26 protein-coding genes are annotated in these 24,954 nt (G+C 67.0%); 14 read left to right on the top strand and 12 right to left on the bottom strand.

Going from position 1 to position 24,954, the window contains the following annotated elements:
* The first annotated feature begins 9 nt into the window (after positions 1–9).
* Positions 10–2,325, top strand: a complete 2,316-nt coding sequence (locus FHW94_RS03680; protein ID WP_168554393.1) for a glycoside hydrolase family 3 N-terminal domain-containing protein — start codon at positions 10–12, stop codon at positions 2,323–2,325.
* Here the strand turns inward: FHW94_RS03680 and FHW94_RS03675 are convergent, their stop codons facing one another.
* On the bottom strand, positions 2,326–2,976 hold the full coding sequence (locus tag FHW94_RS03675) for a TetR/AcrR family transcriptional regulator (protein WP_168554392.1): 651 nt from the start codon (positions 2,974–2,976) through the stop codon (positions 2,326–2,328). It abuts the gene before it with no gap.
* A gap of 210 nt (positions 2,977–3,186) precedes the next feature.
* Here FHW94_RS03675 and FHW94_RS03670 point away from each other — a divergent pair, with 210 nt between their 5' ends.
* Genes FHW94_RS03670 through FHW94_RS03660 form a run of 3 tightly spaced genes read left to right on the top strand, consistent with a single transcriptional unit; the run spans position 3,187 to position 7,183 of the window.
* Complete coding sequence (locus FHW94_RS03670; protein ID WP_168554391.1) at positions 3,187–4,290, top strand: LLM class flavin-dependent oxidoreductase; 1,104 nt, start codon at positions 3,187–3,189, stop codon at positions 4,288–4,290.
* Positions 4,291–4,295: 5 nt separating this feature from the next.
* Entirely contained in the window at positions 4,296–4,853 is a 558-nt protein-coding gene (locus FHW94_RS03665) for an NAD(P)H-dependent oxidoreductase (protein WP_168554390.1), read from the top strand.
* Positions 4,850–7,183 carry a glycoside hydrolase family 3 C-terminal domain-containing protein gene (locus FHW94_RS03660; RefSeq protein WP_168554389.1) on the top strand — a complete coding sequence of 778 codons (2,334 nt, stop codon included), beginning with the start codon at positions 4,850–4,852 and terminating at the stop codon, positions 7,181–7,183. The genes FHW94_RS03665 and FHW94_RS03660 overlap by 4 nt, the downstream gene beginning before the upstream one ends.
* A 155-nt stretch (positions 7,184–7,338) precedes the next feature.
* Here the strand turns inward: FHW94_RS03660 and FHW94_RS03655 are convergent, their stop codons facing one another.
* The 8 genes from FHW94_RS03655 to FHW94_RS03620 form a co-directional block, all read right to left on the bottom strand.
* The gene (locus FHW94_RS03655; protein WP_168554388.1) at positions 7,339–7,890 is read right to left on the bottom strand and encodes a hypothetical protein; all 552 of its coding nucleotides are present in this window, start codon (positions 7,888–7,890) and stop codon (positions 7,339–7,341) included.
* Positions 7,883–8,377: an ATPase gene (locus FHW94_RS03650; RefSeq protein WP_168554387.1), complete on the bottom strand. Its 495-nt coding sequence runs from the start codon at positions 8,375–8,377 to the stop codon at positions 7,883–7,885. Before FHW94_RS03650 ends, FHW94_RS03655 begins: the two co-directional genes overlap by 8 nt.
* 86 nt (positions 8,378–8,463) lie before the next feature.
* A complete protein-coding gene (locus FHW94_RS03645) occupies positions 8,464–8,691 on the bottom strand; it encodes a F0F1 ATP synthase subunit C (RefSeq protein WP_022677864.1) in 228 nt (75 codons plus the stop codon).
* Between the two features lie 59 nt (positions 8,692–8,750).
* Entirely contained in the window at positions 8,751–9,533 is a 783-nt protein-coding gene (locus FHW94_RS03640; RefSeq protein WP_168554386.1) for a F0F1 ATP synthase subunit A, read from the bottom strand.
* A gap of 90 nt (positions 9,534–9,623) precedes the next feature.
* The gene (locus FHW94_RS03635) at positions 9,624–9,941 is read right to left on the bottom strand and encodes an AtpZ/AtpI family protein (protein WP_168554385.1); all 318 of its coding nucleotides are present in this window, start codon (positions 9,939–9,941) and stop codon (positions 9,624–9,626) included.
* 208 nt (positions 9,942–10,149) lie between these two features.
* Entirely contained in the window at positions 10,150–10,554 is a 405-nt protein-coding gene (locus FHW94_RS03630; RefSeq protein WP_168554384.1) for a YdbL family protein, read from the bottom strand.
* Position 10,555: 1 nt separating this feature from the next.
* Positions 10,556–10,744, bottom strand: a complete 189-nt coding sequence (locus FHW94_RS03625) for a YnbE family lipoprotein (RefSeq protein ID WP_248290255.1) — start codon at positions 10,742–10,744, stop codon at positions 10,556–10,558.
* Between the two features lie 101 nt (positions 10,745–10,845).
* The gene (locus FHW94_RS03620) at positions 10,846–14,052 is read right to left on the bottom strand and encodes a YdbH domain-containing protein (protein WP_168554383.1); all 3,207 of its coding nucleotides are present in this window, start codon (positions 14,050–14,052) and stop codon (positions 10,846–10,848) included.
* A 158-nt stretch (positions 14,053–14,210) separates the two neighbouring features.
* On the opposite strand from FHW94_RS03620, the gene radC reads away from it, so the two are divergent.
* Entirely contained in the window at positions 14,211–14,960 is a 750-nt protein-coding gene (gene radC, locus FHW94_RS03615) for a DNA repair protein RadC (protein ID WP_168554382.1), read from the top strand.
* A gap of 50 nt (positions 14,961–15,010) precedes the next feature.
* On the opposite strand, the gene dapA is transcribed toward radC, so the two are convergent.
* The gene (dapA, locus tag FHW94_RS03610; RefSeq protein WP_168555446.1) at positions 15,011–15,892 is read right to left on the bottom strand and encodes a 4-hydroxy-tetrahydrodipicolinate synthase; all 882 of its coding nucleotides are present in this window, start codon (positions 15,890–15,892) and stop codon (positions 15,011–15,013) included.
* A gap of 137 nt (positions 15,893–16,029) precedes the next feature.
* Between dapA and FHW94_RS03605 the strand changes: the two genes are divergently transcribed.
* Genes FHW94_RS03605 through FHW94_RS03580 form a run of 6 tightly spaced genes read left to right on the top strand, consistent with a single transcriptional unit; the run spans position 16,030 to position 20,150 of the window.
* Entirely contained in the window at positions 16,030–18,087 is a 2,058-nt protein-coding gene (locus FHW94_RS03605; RefSeq protein ID WP_246865868.1) for a lytic transglycosylase domain-containing protein, read from the top strand.
* A gap of 54 nt (positions 18,088–18,141) precedes the next feature.
* Positions 18,142–18,630 carry a transcription elongation factor GreB gene (greB, locus tag FHW94_RS03600; protein ID WP_168554381.1) on the top strand — a complete coding sequence of 163 codons (489 nt, stop codon included), beginning with the start codon at positions 18,142–18,144 and terminating at the stop codon, positions 18,628–18,630.
* Positions 18,627–19,283, top strand: a complete 657-nt coding sequence (locus FHW94_RS03595) for a histidine phosphatase family protein (protein WP_168554380.1) — start codon at positions 18,627–18,629, stop codon at positions 19,281–19,283. Before greB ends, FHW94_RS03595 begins: the two co-directional genes overlap by 4 nt.
* On the top strand, positions 19,283–19,468 hold the full coding sequence (locus FHW94_RS03590) for a DUF4169 family protein (protein WP_168554379.1): 186 nt from the start codon (positions 19,283–19,285) through the stop codon (positions 19,466–19,468). Before FHW94_RS03595 ends, FHW94_RS03590 begins: the two co-directional genes overlap by 1 nt.
* A complete protein-coding gene (locus FHW94_RS03585; RefSeq protein WP_168554378.1) occupies positions 19,468–19,671 on the top strand; it encodes a hypothetical protein in 204 nt (67 codons plus the stop codon). Before FHW94_RS03590 ends, FHW94_RS03585 begins: the two co-directional genes overlap by 1 nt.
* Positions 19,647–20,150 (top strand): hypothetical protein, encoded by a 504-nt coding sequence (locus tag FHW94_RS03580; protein WP_168554377.1) that lies wholly within the window; start codon positions 19,647–19,649, stop codon positions 20,148–20,150. The genes FHW94_RS03585 and FHW94_RS03580 overlap by 25 nt, the downstream gene beginning before the upstream one ends.
* A 61-nt stretch (positions 20,151–20,211) precedes the next feature.
* On the opposite strand, the gene FHW94_RS03575 is transcribed toward FHW94_RS03580, so the two are convergent.
* The gene (locus FHW94_RS03575) at positions 20,212–20,892 is read right to left on the bottom strand and encodes a porin family protein (protein WP_168554376.1); all 681 of its coding nucleotides are present in this window, start codon (positions 20,890–20,892) and stop codon (positions 20,212–20,214) included.
* 198 nt (positions 20,893–21,090) lie between these two features.
* On the opposite strand from FHW94_RS03575, the gene FHW94_RS03570 reads away from it, so the two are divergent.
* Both FHW94_RS03570 and rlmN read left to right on the top strand, forming a co-directional pair.
* A complete protein-coding gene (locus FHW94_RS03570) occupies positions 21,091–21,810 on the top strand; it encodes a 2OG-Fe(II) oxygenase family protein (RefSeq protein WP_168554375.1) in 720 nt (239 codons plus the stop codon).
* A gap of 218 nt (positions 21,811–22,028) precedes the next feature.
* Positions 22,029–23,300, top strand: a complete 1,272-nt coding sequence (gene rlmN, locus FHW94_RS03565; protein WP_168554374.1) for a 23S rRNA (adenine(2503)-C(2))-methyltransferase RlmN — start codon at positions 22,029–22,031, stop codon at positions 23,298–23,300.
* 9 nt (positions 23,301–23,309) lie between these two features.
* Here rlmN and FHW94_RS03560 read toward each other — a convergent pair whose 3' ends face one another.
* On the bottom strand, positions 23,310–24,149 hold the full coding sequence (locus FHW94_RS03560) for a PhzF family phenazine biosynthesis protein (protein WP_168554373.1): 840 nt from the start codon (positions 24,147–24,149) through the stop codon (positions 23,310–23,312).
* 175 nt (positions 24,150–24,324) lie between these two features.
* Here FHW94_RS03560 and FHW94_RS03555 point away from each other — a divergent pair, with 175 nt between their 5' ends.
* On the top strand, positions 24,325–24,690 hold the full coding sequence (locus tag FHW94_RS03555) for a glycine zipper 2TM domain-containing protein (protein WP_168554372.1): 366 nt from the start codon (positions 24,325–24,327) through the stop codon (positions 24,688–24,690).
* Positions 24,691–24,954 lie beyond the last annotated feature (264 nt).

The following is a 24,954-nucleotide window of genomic DNA, read 5'->3' as shown; positions in this document are numbered from 1 at the left end:
GCCCGCGCCATGTCCAGCCAAGCCACCTCGCTCCTGCCGGCGTCGGCCGTCATCGATCGCCGCCAGTTCCTGGCCGCAGCGCTGGTGACCGGGGCCGTTTCCGCCCTTGCCGGTCCGCTTGAAGCCGCGCCGGCCCCCGATGCCGCGCTCGATTCCCTGGTGGCACGCATGACGGTGGCCGAAAAGGCCGGGCAGCTGCACATGGAAGCCGCGCTGTCCTATCGCCAGGCCGAGCCGGCGGTGGCGCAGTTCAACCCATTCGTGCCGCCCGTTACGCCGCAACAGGCACGTGCGCAATTTGCCGAGCAACTGGCGCGCATCCGCGCAGGCGGCGTGGGCTGGATCATGACGCCGATGGACGTTGAATCCATGATCCTGGGGCAGAAGGCGGCCGTGCAGCAATCGCGGCTGAAAATCCCCGTGCTGTTTGCAGCCGACATCATCCATTCCGATCGCACCGTGTTCCCCGTGCCCCTGGCCGAAGCGGCGAGTTTCGACCCCGAACTGGCGCGCCGCACTGCGCGGGCCTGCGCGGTGGAAGCATCGGCGCGCGGGCTGGACGCGGCCTTTGCCCCGATGGTGGACGTGGGCCGCGACCAGCGCTGGGGCCGCGTGGTCGAAGGCGCGGGCGAAGATGTGCTGTTGGCGCGCCTGTTTGCTGCGGCGCGCGTGGCCGGTTTCCAGGGCAAGCTGGGCGCGGCGGACAGCCTGCTTGCCTGCGTCAAGCACTTTGCCGCCTATGGCGCGGGGGAAAGCGGGCTGGATTACCAGGGCAACGCCCTGTCGGAACGGGTGCTGCACGAAGTGTACCTGCCGCCTTTCCAGGCCGCATTCGACGCCGGCGCGCTGCTCGTCATGGCCGCGTTCAACACTGTCGATGGCGTCCCGGCCACGGGCAACCGCCACCTGTTGACCGAAATCCTGCGCGACCAGATGGGCTTTGGCGGCGCGGTCATTTCCGATTTCCGCAGCGAAGAGGAACTGATCGCCCACGGCCAGGCCGAAGACGGCGCGGACGCGGTGCGCCTGGCGCTCAATGCCGGGTGCGACGTGGGCATGGTCAGCGGCCTGTTTCCGCTGCACATTCCCGCCCTGGTGGCACAAGGCGCGATTTCCCTGGCCACGCTCGATCGCGCGGTGGGCCGCGTGCTGCGGGTCAAGCAGGCGGCCGGCCTGTTTGCCGATCCGTTCCGTCGGCTGGACCCTGCGCGCAGCCGGCGCCCGGCCCCGCCGGCGCACCGCGAACTGGCGCGCGAGGCGGCGATCAAGTCCATCGTCCTGTTGCGCAACGAAGGCGGTCTCCTGCCGCTCCGTGCCGGCCAGCGCATTGCCCTGGTCGGCCCGTTCGGACCCGATGTGGACAATTGCCACGGTCCCTGGTCCACGTTCACGCCCGATGCCCCGCCGGTTTCGCTCGAACAGGGCCTGCGCGCGGCCCTGCCCGATCCTGCCCTGCTGACCGTGGTCCCCGGTTGCGCGATCGACGCCGCCCTGCCCGGCGGGATCGAAGCGGCACGCGCCGCCGCGCAGAATGCCGACGTGGTCATCCTCGCCCTGGGCGAAAGCCAGCGCATGTCGGGCGAAAGTTCCTCGCGCGTGGATATCGTCATTCCGCCCGCGCAGCAGGCGCTGGCCGAAGCGATGGCCGCCACGGGCAAGCCGCTCGTCGTCGTGCTGCGCCATGGCCGGGCCCTCGCGCTCAAGGGTGCCGTGCGAGAGGCGCCCGCTTTGCTGGCGGGATGGTTCCTGGGCACGGAAACCGGCCATGCCCTGGCGGCGGTGCTGCTGGGCCAAGTCAGCCCATCGGGGCGCTTGCCGGTTACGTTTCCCCAGGCCACCGGGCAGGAGCCCTATTACTACGCGCGCGAAAGTTCGGGACGCCCGGCCTCGGGCGCGCCTGATGAACTGTTCAAATCCCACTTCATCGGGCTGTCCGATGCCCCGCTCTACCCGTTCGGCCACGGGCTGACGTATGGTGATGTGCGCTATGGCCCGGTGCAGGCAGCGCGCGCTGGCGAAGGCGTGGTGGTGTCAGCAAGCGTGACCAACGCCGGCAGCCGCGCGGTGGAGGAAGTCGCGCAGTGCTATCTCCACGACGTGGCCAGCGAAGTGGTGCAACCGGTGCAGAAGCTGGTCGCGTTCGAAAAGTTGGCGCTGGCCCCGGGGGAAACCCGCACGGTGCGGTTTGCCATCACGCCGGCCATGCTCGCCCATCTCGACCAGGCCTGCCGCGTGGTGGCGGGCAGCGGCGCGTTCGATTTCTGGATCGCGCCGGCGGCCCGCACCGGCACCCCGGCGCACATCGACGTGGGGCGGCCGGCCTGATCAGGCCGATGGCATCATCAGGAACGCGGCGAGCATGCGGCCCAGGTCCTGCTTGAGCACGTCCCAGCGGCCTTCCCACGCCGCTTCCTTGGCTGAGCCGAAACCAAGGTAGCGCGCGATCGCGGCGTAGAGCACGCGAAAGCAGGAATCGACCGCGCGCTCGGGATCGTCCTGGCGGATTTCGGCCCGATGGGCGAGCAACGCGCTGCGCACCGCCGCAGCCGTGCTGGCATAGGATGCCTTGCCGGTTTGCGCCACGATCGGATCGTGGGTTGCCCGCTGCATCAGCGGGCGCAGCAGGGGGGCGTGTTCGCGCAGCGTTTCGGCCACCGCTTCGACCAGCAGGGGCACGATCGCCAGCAGGCTTCCTGCCGCTTCGCGCGCGGCAACCACCTGGGTGAGCATGCGCGTGTCCACGCGGTCGAGCACGCGCAACTGCACCGACTGCACCAGCGCGTCCTTGCTTTCGAACCGGCAATAGATCGAACCGATCGAAACCTGGCCCAGACGGCTCACCTCGCTCAGGGTGAAAGCTTCCCCGCCCTTGGTCACCAGGAGTTCCTCGGCCGCAACCAGCATGCGTTCGTAGGACGCCTTGCTGCGGCCCTGCCGGGGTACCCGCACCGATGGTGCCAAATGTGCTTCTTCCAAGTGCCGATCCTCTTGCTGGCCAAGCGCACAGCGCCGCCAACCCGCCCATCCCAACAGCCGGGAAACGCAGTGCAGCAGGGGCAAAGCGAGAATCCGGCTGGACAAAATATAATTGCAGTTCTAATTCGAAATAGTACCGCAGCGCGATCCGGGGAGCAAGCTGGTTTCCCGACAATCAACGCGCCTGCCCGGACCTTTAGGGGAGAGAAAATGCGCTTTTCCGTGTTCCTGAACGCTCGCTCGATGAGCCCGGCCGAAGATGGCCAACTGATCACAGACCTCATCGGCCATGCCGAGAACGCCGCCGCGCAAGGCTTTGAAGCGGTGTTCATGCCCGACCACCACTTCAACGGCTACATGCCCGTGGCCAGCGACAGCTTCATCCTGGCCGGCTATCTTGCCGCGCGGCTGCCGCAGATGCACATCGGCTTTTCGGTGGTTTCGGTACCGCTGCACCACCCCGTGCGCTTTACCGAGCGGGTCAACGTGCTGGATCACCTGACCCAGGGCAAGCTGCTGGTGGGCGTGGGTTCGGGCACCACGCCCGAGGAAATGATCGGCTTCAACGTCAACTACAAGGAAGCCGGCGCCCTGGCAGAGCGCAACCTGGCCCTTGCCGAAGAGCTGTGGGCCAAGCGCATGGACGATCCGGCCGTGACGATCGACAACGGGCCCTACCAGGGCCGCGTGCTCCAGCGCATCACGCCCGCGCCCTATGGCGAAAAGCATGCCCGCCTCATGCCGGTGGCGATGAAGGAAGCCAGCGCGCGCCGCGCCGCGCAGCATGGCTGGCCCGCGTTCATCCCGGCCTTCACCCCGCCCAAGATCGGCGGCACCGAACCGTTCACCCATGTGAAAAAGTACTTCGACATCTACAAGGGCCTGCTGCTCGAAGCCGGGCACAGCGAGGCGACCGTGCGCGATGCGCTGTCGTGGACCACGCACACCTACCAGTTGGTGCACGTGGCCGAAAGCGACGAGCAGGCGCGCGATGAAATGATGACGATCCTGCGCGCCTATCAGGATGCGATCGAGCGCGAGGCCGAATTCAACGCGCGCGCCGAAAGCGACGAAGCCAACACCAAGACCGATCGCACCCCCAACGCGCTCACCGAAGACTGGATCGGCACCTGGTGCCTTTATGGCTCGCCCGAAACGGTGATCGAGCATCTCAAGCCCTACGCCGAACTCGGCATCGGCAACGTCCTGTGCGGCACCACCACCGGCCCGCTGACCGAGGAACGGCTGCGCCTGGGCAACCAGACGCTGGACCTCATGGGTCGCAAGGTCTTGCCCGCGCTGAAGGGGGCTTGAACACCATGAAGATCGTGGGGATCGGCGGAACCCTGCGCGATGGTTCCAGCACCGAACGCCTGGTGGCGGCGGTGCTGGCCAGTTGCGAAAGCATGGGCGCCCAGACGCAGATGTTCGGCGGCAGCGCCTTGAAGGCCTTGCCCCATTTCAACCCTGAAAGCCCGGAACGGACCGGCGGCGAACGCGCCCTGGTCGAAGCCGTGCGCCAGGCCGACGCCGTGGTGATCGGTTCGCCCGGCTACCACGGCGGGGTTTCGGGCCTGGTCAAGAACGCCATCGACCTGCTTGAAGACCTGGCCAAGGACGCGCGCCCCTATTTCGACGGGCGCCCGGTGGGCCTGGTCGTGAGTGCGGCCGGCTGGCAGGCAACCGGGGTCACCCTGGCGGCGCTGCGCGGCATCACCCATGCCATGCGCGGCTGGCCAACGCCGCTGGGCATTGCCGTCAACACCGTGGCGCAAAAGCCGTTCGGCCCCGATGGCACGATCGGCGATGCCGAGATTGCCGGCGCGGTGGCCGCCCAGGCGCGCCAGATCATGCAATTTGCAGGAGTGGCGGCATGACACTGTCCCTGACCGACGCTGCCCGCCTCACCGCCGGGGCCACGATGTGGACCACGGGCGCCGTTCCCGAACGCGGCGCGCGCAGTGTGATGATGGCCGATGGCCCGATGGGCGTGGCCAGCGGGCGCGTGGACGAACGCGACGTTTCGGTGCTTACGCCCGCCCCAGTGGCGCAAGGAGCGAGCTGGGATCTCGATCTCGTCGCGCAAATGGGCGCGCTGGTGGGCAATGACGCGATTGCCATGGGCGTGGATGCCTTGCTGGCACCCAACGTCAACCTGGCGCGCAGCCCGCTGGCCGGCCGCGCGTTCGAATACTATTCCGAAGACCCGCTGCTGACCGGGCTGTGCGGTGCGGCCTGGGTGCGCGGCATCCAGTCCACCGGCACGGGGGCAGTCGCCAAGCATTTCGTGTGCAACGACAGCGAAACCCAGCGCGACACCATGAACGCCGTGGTGGACGATGCCACGCTGCGCCAGGTCTACCTGCTGCCGTTCGAAATGGCTTGCGCCGCCGGCTGCGGCGGGATCATGACCGCCTACAACCGCGTCAATGGCGATTGGTGCGCGCAAGGCCCAGGGCCGCTGGCCATCGTGCGCAACGAATGGGCCTATGGCGGCGTGCTGATGAGCGATTTCTTCGCCACCCACTCCACCGCGCCCACGCTCAACGCCGGGCTCGATCTGGAAATGCCCGGGCCGGCACGGTTCCTTGGCGCGAAGGCAGAAGACGCCGTGGCGCAAGGTGCCGTCAGCGCCGCGCGGGTGCAGGATGCAGCCGAGCGCGTCGTGCGCTTCAATCAGCGCTTTGGCGGGGCCAAGACCCCGGCGACGCTCGACGCAGAGGAACTGCTCACCGCAGGAGCCGCCGCCGGCTTCGTGCTGCTGCGCAACGATGGGCTGCTCCCGCTTGCCCCCACGATTCGCACCCTGGCAGTGATCGGCCCCAATGCCACGGCGCCCTGCTATCAGGGCGGCACGTTTGCCCGCATCGCCGTCACGCCTGATGCGCTCACTCCGCTCCAGGCGATCGAGGCAACGCTGGGCCAGTCCATGGCGATCGTCCATGAACCTGGCGTCGATCCGCAGCCGCGCCTGCCATCCATGCCGGTCACCCCGGCGATGAACCTGGGCGATGGCTATACCACCGGCCTGACGGTGGAATATTTCGCCGGGCACGACCTGACAGCCACGCCCCTCTCGCGCGAGACGCGGGCGACCAATTCGCTGGTATGGTTCCACGGCGTGCACGATCAGGGCCGCTTCAACGAAACCGGCGCAGTGCGCGCCAGCGGCTGGTTCACGGCCCAGGCCGATGGACCGCATCGCTTCTATGCCGGGGCCACGGGGCCCGTCGTGCTCAAGGTGGACGGAGTTGACGTGGTGGACCGCGCGATCCAGCCCCCCGCTTCCGATATCATGGGCGTGCTCAAGGCTGGCGATGCCGATGACGGCGTGGTGACCCTGGCCGCCGGGCAGCGCGTGCTGGTGGAAGTGGAACTCCGCTATGCGCCGGCCCGCGTGCAGGGCCTGTGGTATGGCGTGCGCGCACCCGATACGCCCGACGCCATGCTCGCCCGGGCGGTTGACGCCGCGCGCCAGGCCGATGCCGTGGTGCTGATGCTGGGTGAAACCGCCGATGCCAGCGTGGAAAGCAAGGACCGCGCCGATACCCGGCTCGATCCTGCGCAGTTGCGCCTCGCCGAGGCCGTGCGCGCTGCCAATTCGCGCACGGCAGTGGTGGTCAACGTTGGCCACGCCTTCGATGCCAGCTTTGCCGCCGATGACGCCGCGCTGCTGGTGGCGTGGTATCCGGGCCAGAACTTTGGCAAGGCCCTGGCCGATGTCTTGGCCGGTACGCGCGAACCAGGCGGCCGCCTGCCGATGACGCTGGCCGCGGCAGAGGCGGATTATCCCGCGCTGAACCTCACCCCCGATGCCGATGGCAACCTGGCATACGATGATGGCGTCCTCGTGGGCTATCGCGGCCTCAAGGCACAGGGCAAGGCGGCCCTGTTCCCGCTGGGCGCCGGCCAGGGCTACACCCGCTTCACGCTGGATGACGCCCGCATCGTGGATGGCCAGGTGCTGGTCAAGGTAACCAACACCGGCGGCCGCCCCGGCAGCGAAGTGATCCAGGCCTATCTCGCGCAAAGCCCGTTCGCGCTGGTCGGCTTTGCCAAGCTGCACCTCGAACCGGGTGAAACGGCCACGGCGACGATCACCCCCAGCCCCTACATCCTGCGTGCGGTGCCCGGTAGCGAGCCCGTGTCGCTGGTGGTGGGCCGCGACGCGCAGGACGCAGCCTTTGCGCTGACCCTGCCCCGCTAGGACATCGTAGCCAGCAGCGTGGCGCATGGCCCGGATGCCCAACAGGGTTTCCGGGCCTTTTGCTGTGCCCTGGAAACAAGACCCGCCGGGCACAAGAAAAAGGCCCCAACCGGTTTCCCGGTGGGGCCTTCTGGCAATCCTTGCGGAAAGCTTGCTTAGTGGGTGAGCCCGGCAATCGCGCTGTCAACCAGCACCTTGTCGGCATCGGCGCCATGACGGGCGGCGATAATCTGGCCGGCGGCAGCGGCAGCGGCCGCAGCGGCCGTGGCGCGCAGATCGTCAACCGCGGCGCGCTCGGCCGCGGCGATCTTGTCCGACGCCATCTTTTCGCGACGGGCGATGATATCGCGCGTGTCGGCTTCGGCCTTGGCCACGATCGCGCTGGATTCGGTGCGAGCGTGATCGAGCATGGCGGCCGCATCCTTTTCCGCATTTGCAATGCGGGAAAGGTATTCGGCGCGAAGGGCTTCGGCTTCGGCGCGCAGCGCCTTGGCATCGGCCAACTCGCGGCGGATCGCGGCGATCTGCCCGTCAAGGCCCTTGGTGATCGTGCCGGGCACCTTCTTCCACACCAGGATCAGCAGGAAGACGAACATGGCAGCGGCGACGATCGCGCCGGCGCCGATGCCGTTGATGGTGGGTTCGGCCGCTTCATGGCCAGCAGCGTGCTGTTCGACCGTTGCCGTCGTTGCGCTGACATTAGCCATGGGCGAGCACTCCCTGCACGGCGCCGCGCGCGTCTTCGGCCGAAACCGAAAGCCCCGCGAGGCGGCTGACGATATCCTGCGCAGCCTGCGCGGCCACGTCTTGCACTTCCCCCTGCGCGGCAGCGCGGGCGGCGGCAATGCGCGCCTCGGCGGCGGCAGTGGTTTCCTCGATCCGCGCGGCGGCGGCTTCGAGTGCGGCCTGCGTGTTGCGGGCAGCGTCGGCCTTGGCGGCGGCGATCAGGGCATGGGCCTGGGCGCGTTGCTTGCCTTCGGCAATGCGCCAGGCCTGTTCTTCGGCGTCGGCGGCGGCCCGGGCAGCTTCAGCCGCACCAAGGTCGTCGGCGATCTGCTTGTTGCGCTGGTCGATGGTCGACACCACGCCCGGGAGCAAGCCCCGGCCGATGACGAAGAAGACCAGGCCAAAGCACACCAGCAGCCAGAACACCTGGCTGGCATAGGTATCGGCGAGTTGGGCTATCTGGGGCATCGCGTTGGTCCGCGCTTCCTGTCTATCGTTCTGGCCGGCCGGGGATCACCCCGGCCGGATGTCAATCAATGGTCCGCTTCGCTGCCTCAGGCAACGAAGATCAGGATCATCGCGACGACGAACGAGAGCAGGCCCAGAAGTTCGGCGGCGGCGAAGCCGATGAACAGGCGGCCCTGCTGGCCGTCAGCGGCGCCGGGGTTGCGCAGCGCGCCTTCGAGGAACTTGGCGAAGACATTGCCCACGCCCAGCGAGGCCAGACCGGCGCCGATGGCAGCGAGACCAGCGCCGAGAAGCTTTGCGCTCTGTGCGTCCATGATAAAAACTCCCTCTTTGTCGTAAACCGGTGTGAAGCGGTATCAGGTGGTGGTGACGGTCAGTGAAGGTTTTCCGCGTCGTTGAGATAGACGCAGGTAAGCAGGGCAAAGACATAGGCCTGGATGCCGGCAACCAGCAGTTCCAGGGCGCAGATGCCGATCATCAGCAGGAAGCTGGGCACGCCTGCCAGGAAGAAGGTGCCAACGCCCGCGTTGGTGCCCGAGATCACGAAGCCCGAGAGCACTTCGAGCAGCACGTGCCCTGCCATCATGGCCACGAACAGACGCAGGCCAAGCGAGAAGGGACGCACCAGGAACGAGATCAGCTCGATCGGGAAAATCACCGGCACCATCACCGCCGGCGTGCCATGCGGCACGAACAGCGAGAAGAAGTGGAAGCCATGCTTGGCAAAGCCCACGATCAGCACGATCGCAAAGCTCATGATCGCCAGCACGCCCGTCACCGTGAAGTGGCTGGTGGCCGTGAACGGATGGATGCCCACCAGCGCCAGCGGCAGCAGGCCGAGCAGGTTGGCAAACAGGATGAACGTGAACAGCGAGAACACGTAAGGCAGGTACTTGCGACCCGCATCGCCGATGTTGGATTGCAACAGGGTGTCGACAAAGCCGGTCAGCCCTTCGACAGCCATCTGCCAGCGGCCCGGCACTTGCGCTTTCTTGGCACCACCGCCCACGAACACGATCAGCACCAGCGTGGTGATGACCATCCACAGGGCCGAATTGGTGAAAGCAATGTTGTGCCCGGCGATGGACCAATGATCGGTGCCAAACAGCGGCTCGATCGTGAATTGGTGTACCGGATCGACCTTACCTTCGGCCACAGTGCTTGTCCCCGTTACGCGCAAAAACACCAAGGCACCCCTGCCCCGGCCATTCTTTTGGCCGGAAACCCATCGGATGCAAAGACCCGATCAGGAGCGCCCGTTCGAGATCCTGATGACATTGCGGAAGGCTACGCCCATCCCCACAAACAGCATCACCAGAAGCCCCCATGGTCGCGTACCGGCAAACTGGTCGATGACCCAGCCGATGAACGCGCCGCCCGCAAGCCCGCCGATCAGTTCGGCCAGAACCCGGTTGCCCAAGCGATAGTTCGCATCGGACTTTTCCCGGTCTGGCGCAGGTTTGCGCGCTTGCTCCTTCTGGCGGGCGGCATCGAGCCGCGCGTTCAGACGGGAAAGACGTGCATCCTCACCGATGGGCTCTGCGTCGGTCTGTTCGTCACTCATGGCATGCTCCGTCGCTGGATCGAACACGGGTGCTCGTTCCCCCATCGGGGCAGGTCATGCGCAACGGCATCCCGCCGAGGGCGCCTGCCCCTTAGGCGGGGGGTTTTCCCGAGTCAACCGCCGTGCGCCGAACTTGCCCCAGTTGCGCGCATACGTTTGCGTCAATCCTGCGACAGCGCGGCCCTGAGCGCCCGGAATTCCAGGGCTTTTACAGGCAGCGCGAATCGCGCTGCGGCGGGGCGCTGGTGCGCTTGGTCCAGGTGCCATTGGGCGCCTGGTACATCTCGCCCGGCTGGGTCTGGGCGATCAACAGGCAGCCGGACGTGAAGGCATATTCCTCTACAGTCGCCTTCTGCGCCTGGGCCTTTTCGGAATAGACCGCGCGCCGCTTGAGGTTGATATCGTCCACGACAGACTTCAGCGCCGGGCTGGGCGGCGTGACATAGCCCAGATAGCCATCCATCTTCTCGCCCACCTGGCCGGCCGCGCGCGCGGAGGCATAGGCTGGATCGCGTTGCGCCAGCGCGGCGACGGGCGCGGCCACCAGCGGCAAGGCCACGGCAGCGGCGAGCGCGAAGGCGACAGGGGCGGAAAAAGCAGCGTTGCGTGCCATCTCAGAAGATGTCCTTGTTCTTGTCGATCGTCTGGCTGGCGTCTCCGGCCAGGCGATAGACCACTTCCTGCTTGATATTGATGTTCAATTCGATGACGATCGGCTTGTCAGGCGCCTTGACCGAAATACACCCGGACAGCGCGGCGGCAGCGCCCGCCAGCAATCCCACGGCCACAACCTTGCGCTTCACGTCTGCCCCCCTCTTTTGGCCGTCACAGCCGGCAATCGTTGCAGCGCCGCGATGCACGGTCAAGCCACGGCTTGGCAAGAGAAGGCATTGCACGAAAGCGTTCATGGCATGGTTCCACTTGCTGAAGGCTGAATGGCGGGCTTGCCGGGTTTCTCGCCGGCCGACGGCGCAGCGGCGGGCTGGGCGCCGGCCGGCACGCGCGGCACGATGCGGCCCTTGGCATCGAGCAGCCCGACCGTGCGCGGATCGGCCACGACCGAAGGATCGTACATCGACTTGTAGGTACCCAGCAGGCTGTAGAACGGCGCCCGCACGTTGAGGTTGAACTGGATCGGCAGCCCTTCGATCTGGCGGGTGAAGAAGTTGCGCTTGGTCCCTGCCCCCTGGCTCACCCCACCGAACTGCACCTGGGTGACGAAATCGCCGGCAATGTCGCCACGCAGCGCGATGGTCATGCGCTTGTAGTCCAGCGAGCGCAGCGCCTGGAACGCATAGTTGGCCATGAACGATAGGTCCTTGTAGGTCAGCGCGCCGACGTAGGAGACATTGCCGCCCCCGCGCGAGGCCAGCGTGCCGCCCACGATGTGCCCGCCATTGGCATCGAACACCACCGGCAGGCGCCCGTCGAAGACCCCGGTGGCCGAGATATTGGCCATTTCCATGCGCGATACGAACTGCGCGGCATCAAGCCCGTCGATCACCAGGGTGAACTTGCGCTCTTCGGCCAGGGCAAAGCGCAAGGTCGTGGGATCGAGCGAGAGGCGCCCACCCATGAACGGCCACTGCGCGCCGTTGACCTGAACCACCATGTCGCGCTTGAGTTGCAGGTCCACGGTGCCGTCGGTCACTTCCACGCCCGGGTTGATCGAGGCGACTTTCAGGATCTGGTGCGGAGCGGTTTCCATGGCCAAGAGGTCGGTAAAGTCCAGCGTGCCCGAAAGCCCCTTCACCGGGCCGAACGCCGCCGCAAAATCAAGGCCCTGGCTGCCAAACCGGCCAGACGATGTGACACGGTCGCCCTGCCAGTCGATCCGCCCCTTGCCGCTGATCGATCCGCTCGCATTGGCGACCAGGCCCAGTGCCAGGCGGGTGAGCTGCGCAGGCTGGAAATCCTTGTCGAACACAAGTTTGTCCACCGCGAGATCGGCATGGCCGGTGGCGTGGGAAAGATCGTGCTCCACGCTCACCACGGTGACCGGGCGCTTGCTCTCCGCTTCGCGCAACAGCGCCTGCGCGGTGATTCGCCCGTCGGCCAGCGTGAGGGTGGCATCTTGCGCGGTCAGTTTTTCGAACCGGGCCGGGCTGGCGCGGTCGGTCACGTCGAACGCGGTCTGGGCCAGCATCAACTTGCCCGCGGCATAGCGCCAGGTGCCGGTAGCGCCGGTGATGTCGAGCGGAACCGCCGCCATGCGCGCCTCCACCCCGGCAAAGCGGCCGGTAAAGTCCTTGCCCAGTTGGGCGGTCAGGTCGGCCAGGGTCAGCCGCGTGGCGGTCGCTTCCGGCCCCAGCGCAACATTGACGCCGCGCGCGGTCAGCGTGCCAGGCCAGGCCAGGCCCACCGCGCCGGTTTGCAGGCTGAGCGGCGTTTCGCCCATCCGCCCAGTCATGTGCAGGGCCGATGTGCCCATCGCCACGCGCAAGGGACCTGACCCGCCGGCCGAAACGATCGCCTGCCCACCCACCGGGCACAGCGTCAACGCCTGGCCATCGAGCGTCATCTGCCCGAGCTGCAACGAATCGAATTGCGGCTCGATACAGCGCCGCCACAGCGCCAGCGCGCCGTGCCGGCCATAAGCGCCGCTGACCGGCAGGCGCAGGTTTTCCACCCGCCCGCCGGGAATCGCGCCCGAAAGCCGTGTCTGGCCGGCAAAGCCCATCGCGCCGTCGGGCATCTGCACCACGACCAGTTCGGGCACGGCCAGGCGCCCGCCGCCCACGGCATAATCGGCCATGGCGAGGTGGAACTGCGCGCCGGCGCGCCCGCGCCGCTCCATCGTGCCGGAAATGCGCGGCAAGCCATTGCCGCCAGTGACAAAGTTTCCGGCAAAGCGCGGCGTGATCGCGCCCTTGCCCGCCACCTGCACTTTGCCCAGCGTCAAAAGCGCCTGCCCGCTGCCCCCGCGCAGGGTGCCCTGCGGCACCACCACGTCCCAGGCGCCATCATGCCCGTGGCGCACGGTAAGATCGGCCGCAAAGCGACTGCCGCGCTCTTCCTCGCCCAGGCGGCGGCGCACTTGCGCCATCATCGGCGCGGCAAGCGTGCCGGCCACGGCCGCCTGCGCCGAGGCCAGCGCCTGGTCCAAGGCCGGCCCGCGCCGCAGCCCTCGCGCGTCGACCGTGCCGCGAAACTCGGCATCGGCCCCAGCAACAGGCACCCGGCCCGGCGCCGCGGCCGGCCGGGCCTTGACCAGCCCATCCAGTTCCAGCAGGCCGACCGCCCCTTGTGCGGTGCGCACGCCACCCGCCGTTGCCGCCACGCGGCCACTCAGCGCGCCGCCACGCCAGGCCAGCGCGGCATCCAGGCCCAGGGTCTGGCCCGAAACGGCAGCGGCGCGAAACGCGCTGGAGCGCACGCGCCCTTTGACGCTCAGTCCCGCCAGATCGCGATCGGCCTGCGCTTCAAGCTGCAGGTCTGCCCCGCCCACCGCCAGGCCATTGGCGGGACAAGCCAGGTTGGCAACGCGCACCGGGCCGGCAAAGCGCGGTTGCTCGTTGCTCACCATCACCTGGCCGAACGCGGTGGCGCGGCCGGTGGTGCAGGCGCCCAGCGCCAGGCGCGGCGCGACCACGGCCAGCGTGCCGACAAAGCCATCGCGCAAGGGGCCTGCGCCATCGGCCTTGAACGCCACGCGCCCCTGGTCGGCGTCGACCAGTCCGCGCCCGTCGACGATGGCCAACCGCCAGTCGGGCAGCCGGAACGGCTCCTTGCTGGTGGATGGAGCATAGATCACCTTGTCGAGCGTGCCGAAGCTCGCATGGCCGGCGTGCAAGGTGCCATAGAGGCGCGGACGGACCAGGGTGACTTGGCCGATGCGCGGGCCGGTCAGGCTCCACGCCAGGCCGAGTTCGACGCGTTCGATCACCAGATCGGGCCTGGCGGCATCGCCCACCACCACGTTGGCCAGCACTTCGCGCCCCGGCCCGATCGAAACGATGGTATAGCGCGCCGGCAGGCCAAGCGCCGCCAGTTCACCCGCGATCACCCCGTCGGCAATGCGATTGCGCGCCAGCCACAGGCCACCGCCCACCACCAACGCCGCCGCGCAGGCGCCCAGCAGGGCCACACGCCAGCGACGCCGCCGCCGCATGGGCGCCGGACCTTCAGGTTCCGCCAAATCGGTCGTATCCGCCATTCGCCCCCTTCTTGCGCATGGCCCGCGCTTGGGCAATGCAAATCGCCGTAACATGCATTTCGCAACGCGCGCCGGCCTGCCCGGTGCCCACCTTCTTGCCCACGCACGAGGTCATGCAGGACGAACCCGGACTCTTTCCTGAACGAAGCGCGCCCGATCCGGATCTGGTGCCCGACCGCGTGCGCGAGGCGGCGCACGATCCTTCCGGCCACCGCGCCCGCCTGCGCCGGCGCCTGCTGGGTGGCAGCGACGATGCCCTGGCCGATCACGAGGTGATCGAGGCGCTGTTGATGACCGTTATCCCGCGCATGGACGTGAAACCGCTGGCGCGCATGCTGCTGCAGCGCTTCGGCTCGCTGCCCGGCGTGTTCAATGCCGATCCACGCGCGCTGCAATCGGTGCCCGGCATCAAGGAAGCCGCCGCCGCCGCGCTGCGCATCGCCGGGGTCGCCGCACGGCGCCTGGCCCGCGCCCAGGTGCAGGAAATGCCGGTGCTATCCAGTTGGCAGGCGCTGATAGACTATCTCACCATCGACATGGCGCACCTCAACCACGAACGCGTGCGCGTGCTCTATCTCAACACCCAGAACCGCCTGCTGCTCGACCAGATCGTGAGCGACGGCACGCTGGACGAAAGCGCGATCTACACGCGCGAGATCATTGCCAAGGCGCTGGCCATTGGCGCGGCCGCGCTGATCCTGGTCCACAACCATCCTTCGGGCAGCACCCAGCCCAGCCGCGCCGATATCCAGATCACCCACAAGATCATGGAAGCGGCACGGCTGCTTGGCGTGACCGTACACGATCACGTGATCATCGGCCGCGAAGGCCACACCTCGCTCAAGGCCAAGGGCTTGATTTGATACTCCCCTTCCTCTTTAGAGGAGGGGGAAATGTGCCCGAATACCGCGCCTTACACCAGCCCGGCATGCTCCAGGGCGGCATCCACCGCGCGACGCGCGGCGTCGCTGCAAGGCACCAGCGGCAGGCGCAATTCCTCGCCCATCCAGTCGTGCACGCGCGAAAGCGCATACTTGACCGGACCGGGCGAAGCGTCTTCGAACATGGCATAGTGCAGCGGATAGAGCTTGTCGTTCAGCTCGCGCGCCAGGGCCAGATCGTTGGCCGCGCATGCCGCCTGGAATTCGGCGCACAGCTTGGGCGCAACATTGGCCGTCACCGAGATGCAACCCACCGCGCCCGCAGCATTGGCCGGCAGCGCCAGCTCGTCGTCGCCCGAAAGCTGGCAGAAATGCTTGCCGATGCCCATGCGATGATCGGTGACGCGCGAAAGGTCGCCGCTGGCATCCTTGATGCCCACGATCTTGTCGGGATAGCGCTTGGCCAGTTCGCACACCGTTTCGGGCAGGATATCGGTCACCGTGCGGCCCGGCACATTGTAGAGAATGATCGGCAGGTCGTTGTTTTCGGCCAGATAGCTGAAATGCGCGATCAGGCCGGCCTGGCTCGGGCGGTTGTAATAGGGCGCCACGCACAGCGCCGCCTGGGCGCCGCACTTCTTGGAAAAGGTCATGTGCAGCAACGCGTTCATCGTGTCGTTGCTGCCGCAACCGGCGATCACCGGCACGCGGCCGGCGGCCTGCTCCACGCAAACCTCGATCACGCGGTGGTGTTCGGCGTTGGACAGGGTCGATGCCTCGCCCGTGGTGCCGCAAGGCACCAGCGCCGACGAACCGTTCTCGATCTGCCAATCGACCAGACGACGAAATGCTTTCTCGTCAAGGGCTCCATCGCGAAACGGTGTCACCAAAGCCGGAATGGAGCCGGAAAACATGGACATTATCCCTCGTCTTGTCGCACAATGCGGGTCTGGGCAGGTCTGGACGCTTGCCGCGCGGCGCATACCGCGTCAAACCACAGTTTGCCACTGCAAAGCCATATTCAGCGCCTGATAAGGAGGCGGCATAGACGATGTCCAGCATGGACATGCCCCGAACCCCGGTTTCCCCCCCATTGCGCAACGCGCTGCGCAATGGGCTGTGCGGCCTCGCCGCGCTCGTTGCCCTATCGATGCCCACGCGCGCCAGCGATGCCGGGCCCGATACCGATGGCAGCGCGTGGGACCGTGCCCGCGCGCAGTTGATCGCCGGGCAGCAGGGGCCGATGGCCCTGGCCATTTCGCGCTGGGAACTGCTGACGTCTTCCAATCGCTTCAATTTTTCCGACTATGCCGGCTTCCTGCTGTCATACCCCGGCTTCCCCGACGAAGAACGCCTGCGTCGCTATGCCGAAGGCGCGCTGACCCGCGAAACCGGCACCGGTGCCGGCGGAGACGTGCGCACCATCGTATCGTATTTCGATCGCCAGCCACCGCTCACCAATCCCGGCCGCGCCCGCTATGCCCTGGCCTTGCGCACCCTGGGCCGGCCCGATGCCGATGCCATGGCCAAAGCCGCCTGGCGCGGCGGCCCGATGAGCGATGCCGACGAAGCCGCGATCCAGGCCATGTGGGGCGCCACCTTCACGCCCGACGATGCCGACGCGCGAATGGACGCGCTGTTGTGGGCCGGCGCTACCGACCAGGCCAACCGCGCGTTCGGCGCGGTTTCCCCCCTGCGGCGCGGAATCGATGGCGCGCGCCTGATGGCCTTGCAGGGCCTTGATCCCTATGCTGCCGCCGCCGGAACGCCGGCAGACATGCTCAACGGCGATCCCGGCTTTCTCTATCTGCGGGCGCGCCAGTTGCGCAAACAGGGCCAAGGCATGCTGGCGCAGCAGCTTCTGGCCAACCGGCCGCCGCTGCGGGCCAAACCGCTGGCGCGCGGCAAGTGGGTGGAGGAACTGCTGGCCAACGCGCAGGGCGCAGCCAACGGCGGCGATGCGCGCAGCGCCGTGGCGATCGCACGCGGGGTGGACGATGCCTTCGACGCGGGCGAAGACATCAGCCAGTTGCCCTATGACTTGCGCGACGATTACACCTCGCTGGTATGGCTGGGCGGAACCCAGGCGCTGTGGAGGCTGGGCGATGCGGCCAACGCCGCGCCGCTGTTCTGGCGCTATGGCAATGCCGCGCGCACGCCGGGCACGCGGGCCAAGGGCTTTTACTGGGCCGGCCGCGCCGCCGCGCAGGCTGGGTTGACGGGCGATGCCCAGCGCTATTTCGCCATGGCCGCGCGCTATGCCGATCAGTTCTATGGCCTGCTCGCGCTGGAACGGCTGGGCCAGAGCGTGCCCAATTTCGCCTATGATTCGCGTGCCATCCCGACGCCGGACGAACGCGCCCGCTTCAACGCCAGCCCGCTGACCCTGGCGGTGCGCGAAGTGGCACGCAGCGGGCAGTGGCGCACCACCGTGCGCTTCTTCAAGGAAATTTCCGAACAGCAGCAGACCGAGGGCCAGCACATGCTGGTGGCCGAACTGGCCCGCGAACTCGGCCGAAGGGACCTTGGCGTGATCGTGGGCCAGGCGGCCGGCGCGCGTGGCTATCTCGATTTCCAGCATATCGCCTTTCCGCTGATCCCGGTTCCCCCTGGCACCGAGCAGTCCTGGACGATGATCCACGCCATCACCCGCCAGGAAAGCCAGTTTGCCCAGAATGCGATGAGCCACGCCGGCGCGCGCGGACTGATGCAGTTGATGCCGGCCACGGCGGGCGAGCAGGCCGGCAAGCTGGGCCTGGCCTATTCCACCCAGGCGCTGACCGACGATGCCGGTTTCAACATCATGCTGGGCAGCGCGTTCTTCGGCCGGCTGATGGACATCTATGGCGGTTCCACCCCGTTGGCCGTGGCTGCCTACAACGCCGGGCCGGGCAACGTGAACAAGTGGCTGCGCGCCAATGGCGATCCGCGCACCGGGTCGGTCGAATGGGTCGACTGGATCGAGCGCATCCCGCTGTCGGAAACCCGCAACTATGTGCAGCGCGTGCTGGAAAACGCCGTGGTCTATGACGCGATGAACCCTGACAAGGCGGAATGGCACGGGCCCAACCCGATGAGCCATATCCTGGGCAAGCCCACGCCGGGGTGAGTGAAAGGGTCGGGGGTGGTGGAACCCAACGCTGCACGCTAAAGACGCACGACAATGAAACCCGATGGCAATCCGATCACGCCCGCCGGCCTTGCTGCCCTGCGCGCGCGCTATGACCACCTGCTGGGCACCGAACGCCCGGCCATCGTCGAGATCGTCAGTTGGGCTGCCGGCAACGGCGATCGTTCGGAAAACGGCGATTACCTCTATGGCCGCAAGCGCATGCGCGAGATCGACCGCGAACTGGCCTGGCTGGCACGGCGGATGAAAGCGGCGCGCGTGGTCGATCCGGCGCGCCAGGAAGACCAGAGCCGCGTGCTGTTCGGTGCCACGGTGGAACTGGCCGACGAGGACGACAACCGCCGCACGCTCACCCTGGTGGGCGATGACGAGCAGGACGCCAGCAAAGGCCTGATCGGGTGGAGCGCGCCGATCGCGCGGGCGCTGCGCGGGGCGCGGGTGGGCGATCTGCGCGTGGTGCGCCTGCCCGGCGGGGAAAAGGAATGGGAAATCATGGCCATCAGTTATCCGGTGCCGGCATGAACGGCCCCGAAAACCGGAACACGCCCCTGCCCGGCCGCTTTTTCGTGCTGCGTCATGGCGAAACCGTGTTCAACGCCGCACGCCGCCTGCAATCCAATGCCATGCACACCCCGCTTACCCGCCAGGGCTTTGAACAGGCGGTGATGATGGGCCAGGCGCTGCGCGGCGAACTGGGCGAGCGACCGGCCGTGCGCCTGCACATTTCCGATACCGGCCGTGCGCTGCAGACCGCCTCGCTGATTGCCGAGGAACTTGGGATCGACTGGTTCGCCGCGCACCGCACGCCCGACTTGTTCGAAATCGATATGGGCTCGTGGATCGGGCGTGGGTATGATGATGTGGAAGCCGAACATGGCCCCATCACGCTGGCCGACCACCTGCTGCGCCCGGCGCCCGATGGCGAGGATTATCCGGCGATCGCCGCCCGGCTGCAACGCTGGATCGATGCCGTGGGGCACACCGGCGAAACTCATATCGTCGTGATGCATGGCATTTCCAGCCGCGTGCTGCGCGGGTTGCTGGCCGGCTTGGCGCCCCACCCCGATCATGGCGCACCGATCGCGCCGTCGTTGGTGCAAGGCTCCATCGCGCTGATCGAGAATGGGGAAGAAACGGTGTTCTTCGGCTCTTCGCGCGGGACGGAGCACGCCTGATGGCGCAAGTGATCAACTTGCGCCAAGCCCGCAAGGCCCGCGCCCGCCAGGCGGCTGAGGCCCAGGCAGCAACCAATCGCGCCCGTTTTGGCCGCACCAAGGCCGAAAAGGCCGCCGACCAAATGCGCGAGGAACAGGCGAAGCGCCATCTCGATGGCCACCGCCGCGATGGAGACGAGGCCTGATGCGCACCACGTATGAAAGCGCGACCGTGCGGCTCTATCACCTGGCCGACGGGCCCGAGGGCGGCGCGGCGCAGACCCTGTTCTATGGCCCGCTCGAAGAGGCGATGGCCCTGGCTGCCCAGCAAAGCGAAGAGATCCAGGCCGACTTGTTCATCGCCACCGACAACGACGTGATCGCATGGCTCGACCTGGCCGAAGGCTGATCCTGGCGCTGGTCATGGCCGGCGTGCTGCTGCCTGGGCCGGCCGATGCGCGCGATGCACTGGGCGTGTGGGACGATTGGGCGGCGTTTCGCGATCCTGCGGTTCCGCGCTGCTATGCCATTGCCATGCCCGCGCCCAGCAGCCGCCCGCGCGACATGGTCCCTTACATGACGATCGGCACCTGGCCGCGCCGCAACCTGCAAGGACAAGTGCACTGGCGCCTGTCACACCGCATTGCGCCAGGCAGCAAAGTAACCCTGAGCCTGGGCGACGCGCGCTTCGATCTTGTCGCCGGCGAAGCGGCTGCCTGGGCGCAGGACCGACGGATGGATGCCGCGGTGGTGGCCAAGCTGCGCACGGCCACCACGCTGAGCGTCAGCGGCAAGGGCCGCGATGGGCGCACCTTTCGCGATAGCTATCGCCTGACCGGCGCCGCTTCGGCCATGGATGCAGCAACGCTTGGCTGCATCGGCGCGTGACACAGCAAAACGGGCCGGGGTTTCCCCCGGCCCGCCCTTGCAACAGACGATCAACCCGTGATCAGAAGCGCAGGCCGTAGGTGGCCACGATCTGGTGGCGATCGGTATCGATGTCGAACCGGTCGCTGGTGTTGCCGTTGAAGTTGAAGTTGGCGCGGCTGTAGTTCGAATAACGGTATTCGATCTTGCCGAAGGTCTTGGGGCTGAAGGCATATTCCAGACCGCCGCCGACGCGATAGCCGTCAGTGGTGATGCGGTAGTCTTCCGAGGTGGTGCCGTCGGTGCCCTGCAGCTTGTAGTGCATGTTGGTGTAGCCGCCCTTCACGTAGAGCATGGCCTTGGGCGACATGGCATAACCAACGCGACCGCCGACATAGAGGTCACGGCCGGCGCTCACGCGGCCCAGGTTGAACGTGTTGGGTTCGAACCGATTGGTCCACTTGGCGGTGCTGCCAGTCGCTTCACCTTCCACGCCGACAACCAGATTGGTTCCAACCGGCACGTCAAAGCCGATTTCACCACCATAGAGCAGGCCGTCGATCGACTGCTTCTGGTCGCGGGTGCTGTCGTTGTCCACCGAGCTGCCCGAACGGCTGATGTCATAGCCCAGAACGGCGCCAACACGCGGGCCGACAAAGGTGCGGTTCGGTGCGTCAGGCGTTCCCGCAGTGTCCTGGGCAAAGGCGGGGGCTGCAACGGCAAGCGCCGAAACGGCGACGACGCTGGCGAGAATGGTCTTCATAGCGGTTCAACTCCATGCGAACTGTTCTTTTCTGTCGGCCGGTTGCCAGTTCCTTTTGGAACATTCCAATTTGGCAACCTTGCTGCGACCCGACAGACCTGCAACGAACGGCCTCAGAGGCGATCCGGTTTCATGAACACAGCACAACAAGAAAACTGTGGCATTTGCGCCACAGCGTGCATCGCGCTAGGAGGCGACATGGCCAACCCGTTTTCGCCCGCCATCACCCCTGCCGCGTGCCAGGCCGCCACGGCCACTTTGGCCGCGTCTGGCCATGTGCGCCTGACCCCGGTCTTGCCCGCCGCAACTGCCGATGCCCTGCATCGCTGGATGGGCGAAGAAGCAGCGTTTTCCCGCGTGCTCAACCAGGGGGACAAGGTCTGGGATCTTGATGCCAAGGCCCGCGCCGCGCTCGATCCGCAGCGGCAGGCCGCCCTGCTCGATGCGGTGCATGCCCAGGCCCGCGATGGCTTTCAGTTCCTGTTCGATTCGCTGCGCGTGTCCGACGATCCGGCCGAGCGGGCCGCGCGCAACTGGCCGGTGGACCGGCTGGTGAGCGCGTTCAACACGCCGCCATGGCTCGATCTCTTTCGCACGCTGACCGGGGAACCGGCCATCCGGCTGGTCGATGGCCAGGCCACGCGCTATCTGCCTGGCCACTTTCTCACCTGCCATGATGACAATGTCGCCGGAAAAAACCGGGTCGCGGCCTATGTCCTCAATCTCACGCCGCAGTGGCGGGTGGAATGGGGCGGGTTGCTGATGTTCCACGATGATGCCGGCGATGTGCAGCGCGCGCTGGCGCCGCGTCACAACGCGCTGCACCTGTTCCGCGTGCCGCAGCGCCATTCGGTTTCGCAAGTCACGCCCTTTGCCGGGGCGCCGCGCCTGGCGATTACCGGGTGGTTGCGCCGCTGAGAGTCCGTTTGAAAAATGCGCCATGGCGCATTTTTTGGGCGGCACCAGCCCGCTCCCCCACCCGACCTCCCATAGGGTACTATCGTTGGGAGGTCGGGTGGGGGAGCGGGCTGGTGCCGCAAATCCGGCAAAGCCGGATTTCCAAACAAACAATCGCTGCGTGCAGCGGGAAACGGCGCCCTCTGGCGATTTTCCCACAAATGCGTATATGGCGGGGCATGAACGCCCCCACTTCGCTTCCCGTGTCCATGCCGATTCCCGGCCATATCGATCCCGTGCCCGTGCCGCGCCCGGTTACCCCGCGCGAGGATGGCCGGACCGATCTGATCGGCCTGCCCCGCCCGCAGATCGCCACGCTGTTCCAGGACGCCGGGCTCGATGCCAAGGCGGCCAAGCTGCGCGCCAAGCAGGTGTTCCACTGGCTCTATCACCGTGGCGTGACCGAATTCGAGGCGATGACCGACATTGCCAAGACCATGCGCCCGTGGCTGGCGGAACGGTTCGTGATCGGCCGGCCAGACGTGGTGGAAGCGCAGGTTTCCACCGATGGCACGCGCAAGTGGCTGCTGCGCACGGCCGATGGCCATGACTTTGAAATGGTGTTCATTCCCGATGCCGACCGCGGCACGCTTTGCGTGTCGAGCCAGGTGGGCTGCACGCTCAATTGCCGGTTCTGCCATACCGGCACGATGAAGCTGGTGCGCAACCTGACGCCGGGCGAAATCGTCGGCCAGGTCATGCTGGCGCGCGATGCGCTGGGCGAATGGCCCAAGGGATCGATGGCCAGCGCCACGGACGACCTCGATCTGGACGAGGACGAAGGCAGCTACACCGCCGATGGTCGCCTGCTGACCAACATCGTGATGATGGGCATGGGCGAGCCGCTCTACAACTTCGACAACGTGCGCGATGCGCTCAAGCTGGTGATGGACGGCGACGGCCTTGCCCTGTCGAAGCGGCGCATCACCCTGTCCACCGCCGGCGTCGTGCCGATGATGGCCCGCGCTGGCGAGGAAATCGGCGTCAACCTGGCGGTTTCGCTCCACGCCGTGACCAAGGACGTGCGCGACGAAATCGTGCCGATCAACCGCAAGTTCGGACTGGAAGAACTGCTCCAGGCCTGCGCCGATTATCCCGGCGCCAGCAATGCCCGGCGCATCACCTTCGAATATGTGATGCTCAAGGATCGCAACGACAGCGACGATGACGCGCGCGAACTGGTGCGGCTGATCAAGCAGTACAAGCTGCCCGCCAAGGTGAACCTCATACCGTTCAACCCCTGGCCGGGCGCGCCTTATGAATGCTCCACCCCCGAACGGGTGAAGCGCTTTGCCGAAATCGTGTTCGAAGCGGGCATTTCCGCTCCGGTGCGCACCCCGCGCGGACGCGACATCGATGCCGCCTGCGGCCAGCTCAAGACCGCTGCCGAACGCCGCAGCCGCGCCGAGATGGACCGCCTGGCCGCCGAAAAGCAGGCTGCGTTGGGGTAGGAGGCTGCCTTAGGCCTCCACCACCCCGCCCTGGCTCACCAGCCGCACGCCGCCGGCCACCCAGACCGCGCCTTGCCCATCCTGGGTCAGCACCACGCGCCCGTCGGCGCCAGTGCGGCGCCCTTGCGTGGCGACATAGCGGTGCTGGGCCAGGCCCGCGGCAAACACGACCTGCGCCGCGGCGGCGTTGAGACTGCCGGTCACCGGATCTTCCACGATCTTGCCCTGCGGGTTGGTAAAGAACGCACGCAGCTCGAAATCGCTGTCGGCGCCGGGCGCGCAGGGGCCAATCAGGCCCACATCGGTGGGCACCGGCGCGCTCGCAACCGGCACGGCAGCCAGCACATCGGCTGCGCTGCGCAGCCGCAACAGGCGCCAGCCAGGACCGTTGTCGGCATGCACCGCATCGACCACCGCGCTTTCCGGCACGCCGGCCACGCGGATCGCCTCGTCACGATCTTCGGGCGAAAGCGGCCCCCCACGCCTTAGCGCCGGGGCCCGAAACGCCAGGACATCGTCTTCCACGCGCACGTCCACCAGCCCAACGCCGCATTCCTGGATCACCAGCCCAGGCGTGCGCGGCACGCCGCCCGCCGCCAGCCAGGCCTTGGCCGTGCCCAGCGTGGGGTGGCCGGCAAAAGGCAATTCGCCGGCCGGGTAGAAAATCCGCACCCGATAGTCGGCGGCAGGATCTGTGGGTGGCAGCAGAAAGGTGGTTTCCGAAAAACCCAGCCAGCGCGTCAACGCCAGCATCGCATCGGCATCAAGGGCATCGCCCCCGCGCACCACGGCCAGGGGATTGCCCGAAAGCGGGCCGGAAACGAAAACATCGACAAGATCGAGCAACATTCGACCATGACTATCGACCAGCCCCGCGCCCGGCAAGGCACAACCCGTCGCGCAGGCGGCTCGCTTTGCCCCGGAACATGAAAGACAACGAGACGTTCATCGCCGGTTGTGGATCGCATCGCTCAAAACCGGGTTCACCGTCACGAATTTTCGGACCAAGCAGGGAGCATACCCCATGAAGAAGACCATTCTCGCCGCGGTCATGGCCGCCATCGTTCTTCCCGCCGCACCGGCCATGGCCGATCCGGGCCACGGCCGTGGCCACGGCTATGGCCGTCACGACCGCTTCGACGATCGCGGCCGCTATCGCGAGCCCCGTCCGATCGGCCGCGACGAGCGCATCTGGCGTGGCCGCGACGGCCGCTACTACTGCAAGCGCAGCAACGGCACGACCGGCCTGATCATCGGCGCCGCCGGTGGCGCCCTGGTGGGCCGCGCGATCGACACGCGTGGCGATCGCACCATGGGCACCCTGCTGGGCGCCGTGGGTGGCGGTCTACTTGGCCGCGAAATCGATCGCGGCAACGCACGCTGCCGTTAAGGTTCTGATCCGGGACTACGTCGATGACGTAGTCCCGGCTGGTTTGGCACCAGCCCACTCCCCCACCCGGCCTCCCACGCAAGCGTACCTTCTGGAAGGCCGGGTGGGGAGCGGGCCGGCGCCGAACCCAAAATTCGCCCAGCGGCGAATTTTGGATCAGACTCCAACGCACACATCCTGAAAAATCAGGATATTGAATAATCGGTGCGGCCCGCTTGCAGGCGGGCCGCGCTTGTGCATAGTGGACATGCGGGGAGGGTCCGT

Source organism: Novosphingobium sp. SG720, from assembly GCF_012275365.1.
GTDB lineage: Bacteria > Pseudomonadota > Alphaproteobacteria > Sphingomonadales > Sphingomonadaceae > Novosphingobium > Novosphingobium rhizosphaerae.
The sequence above is the reverse complement of the archived record's forward strand: the minus strand, read 5'-3'. Positions and strand labels throughout refer to the sequence as shown.

Excerpts from the sequence above, each read along its gene's own strand:
- FHW94_RS03680 (WP_168554393.1), top strand. The coding sequence starts at position 10 with ATGTCCAGCCAAGCCACCTCGCTCCTGCCGGCGTCGGCCGTCATCGAT.
- FHW94_RS03670 (WP_168554391.1), top strand. The coding sequence starts at position 3,187 with ATGCGCTTTTCCGTGTTCCTGAACGCTCGCTCGATGAGCCCGGCCGAA.
- FHW94_RS03665 (WP_168554390.1), top strand. The coding sequence starts at position 4,296 with ATGAAGATCGTGGGGATCGGCGGAACCCTGCGCGATGGTTCCAGCACC.
- FHW94_RS03660 (WP_168554389.1), top strand. The coding sequence starts at position 4,850 with ATGACACTGTCCCTGACCGACGCTGCCCGCCTCACCGCCGGGGCCACG.
- FHW94_RS03655 (WP_168554388.1), bottom strand. The coding sequence starts at position 7,890 with ATGGCTAATGTCAGCGCAACGACGGCAACGGTCGAACAGCACGCTGCT.
- FHW94_RS03650 (WP_168554387.1), bottom strand. The coding sequence starts at position 8,377 with ATGCCCCAGATAGCCCAACTCGCCGATACCTATGCCAGCCAGGTGTTC.
- FHW94_RS03645 (WP_022677864.1), bottom strand. The coding sequence starts at position 8,691 with ATGGACGCACAGAGCGCAAAGCTTCTCGGCGCTGGTCTCGCTGCCATC.
- FHW94_RS03635 (WP_168554385.1), bottom strand. The coding sequence starts at position 9,941 with ATGAGTGACGAACAGACCGACGCAGAGCCCATCGGTGAGGATGCACGT.
- FHW94_RS03630 (WP_168554384.1), bottom strand. The coding sequence starts at position 10,554 with ATGGCACGCAACGCTGCTTTTTCCGCCCCTGTCGCCTTCGCGCTCGCC.
- FHW94_RS03620 (WP_168554383.1), bottom strand. The coding sequence starts at position 14,052 with ATGCGGCGGCGGCGTCGCTGGCGTGTGGCCCTGCTGGGCGCCTGCGCG.
- radC (WP_168554382.1), top strand. The coding sequence starts at position 14,211 with ATGCAGGACGAACCCGGACTCTTTCCTGAACGAAGCGCGCCCGATCCG.
- dapA (WP_168555446.1), bottom strand. The coding sequence starts at position 15,892 with ATGTTTTCCGGCTCCATTCCGGCTTTGGTGACACCGTTTCGCGATGGA.
- FHW94_RS03605 (WP_246865868.1), top strand. The coding sequence starts at position 16,030 with ATGTCCAGCATGGACATGCCCCGAACCCCGGTTTCCCCCCCATTGCGC.
- greB (WP_168554381.1), top strand. The coding sequence starts at position 18,142 with ATGAAACCCGATGGCAATCCGATCACGCCCGCCGGCCTTGCTGCCCTG.
- FHW94_RS03595 (WP_168554380.1), top strand. The coding sequence starts at position 18,627 with ATGAACGGCCCCGAAAACCGGAACACGCCCCTGCCCGGCCGCTTTTTC.
- FHW94_RS03590 (WP_168554379.1), top strand. The coding sequence starts at position 19,283 with ATGGCGCAAGTGATCAACTTGCGCCAAGCCCGCAAGGCCCGCGCCCGC.
- FHW94_RS03585 (WP_168554378.1), top strand. The coding sequence starts at position 19,468 with ATGCGCACCACGTATGAAAGCGCGACCGTGCGGCTCTATCACCTGGCC.
- FHW94_RS03580 (WP_168554377.1), top strand. The coding sequence starts at position 19,647 with ATGGCTCGACCTGGCCGAAGGCTGATCCTGGCGCTGGTCATGGCCGGC.
- FHW94_RS03575 (WP_168554376.1), bottom strand. The coding sequence starts at position 20,892 with ATGAAGACCATTCTCGCCAGCGTCGTCGCCGTTTCGGCGCTTGCCGTT.
- FHW94_RS03570 (WP_168554375.1), top strand. The coding sequence starts at position 21,091 with ATGGCCAACCCGTTTTCGCCCGCCATCACCCCTGCCGCGTGCCAGGCC.
- rlmN (WP_168554374.1), top strand. The coding sequence starts at position 22,029 with ATGAACGCCCCCACTTCGCTTCCCGTGTCCATGCCGATTCCCGGCCAT.
- FHW94_RS03560 (WP_168554373.1), bottom strand. The coding sequence starts at position 24,149 with ATGTTGCTCGATCTTGTCGATGTTTTCGTTTCCGGCCCGCTTTCGGGC.
- FHW94_RS03555 (WP_168554372.1), top strand. The coding sequence starts at position 24,325 with ATGAAGAAGACCATTCTCGCCGCGGTCATGGCCGCCATCGTTCTTCCC.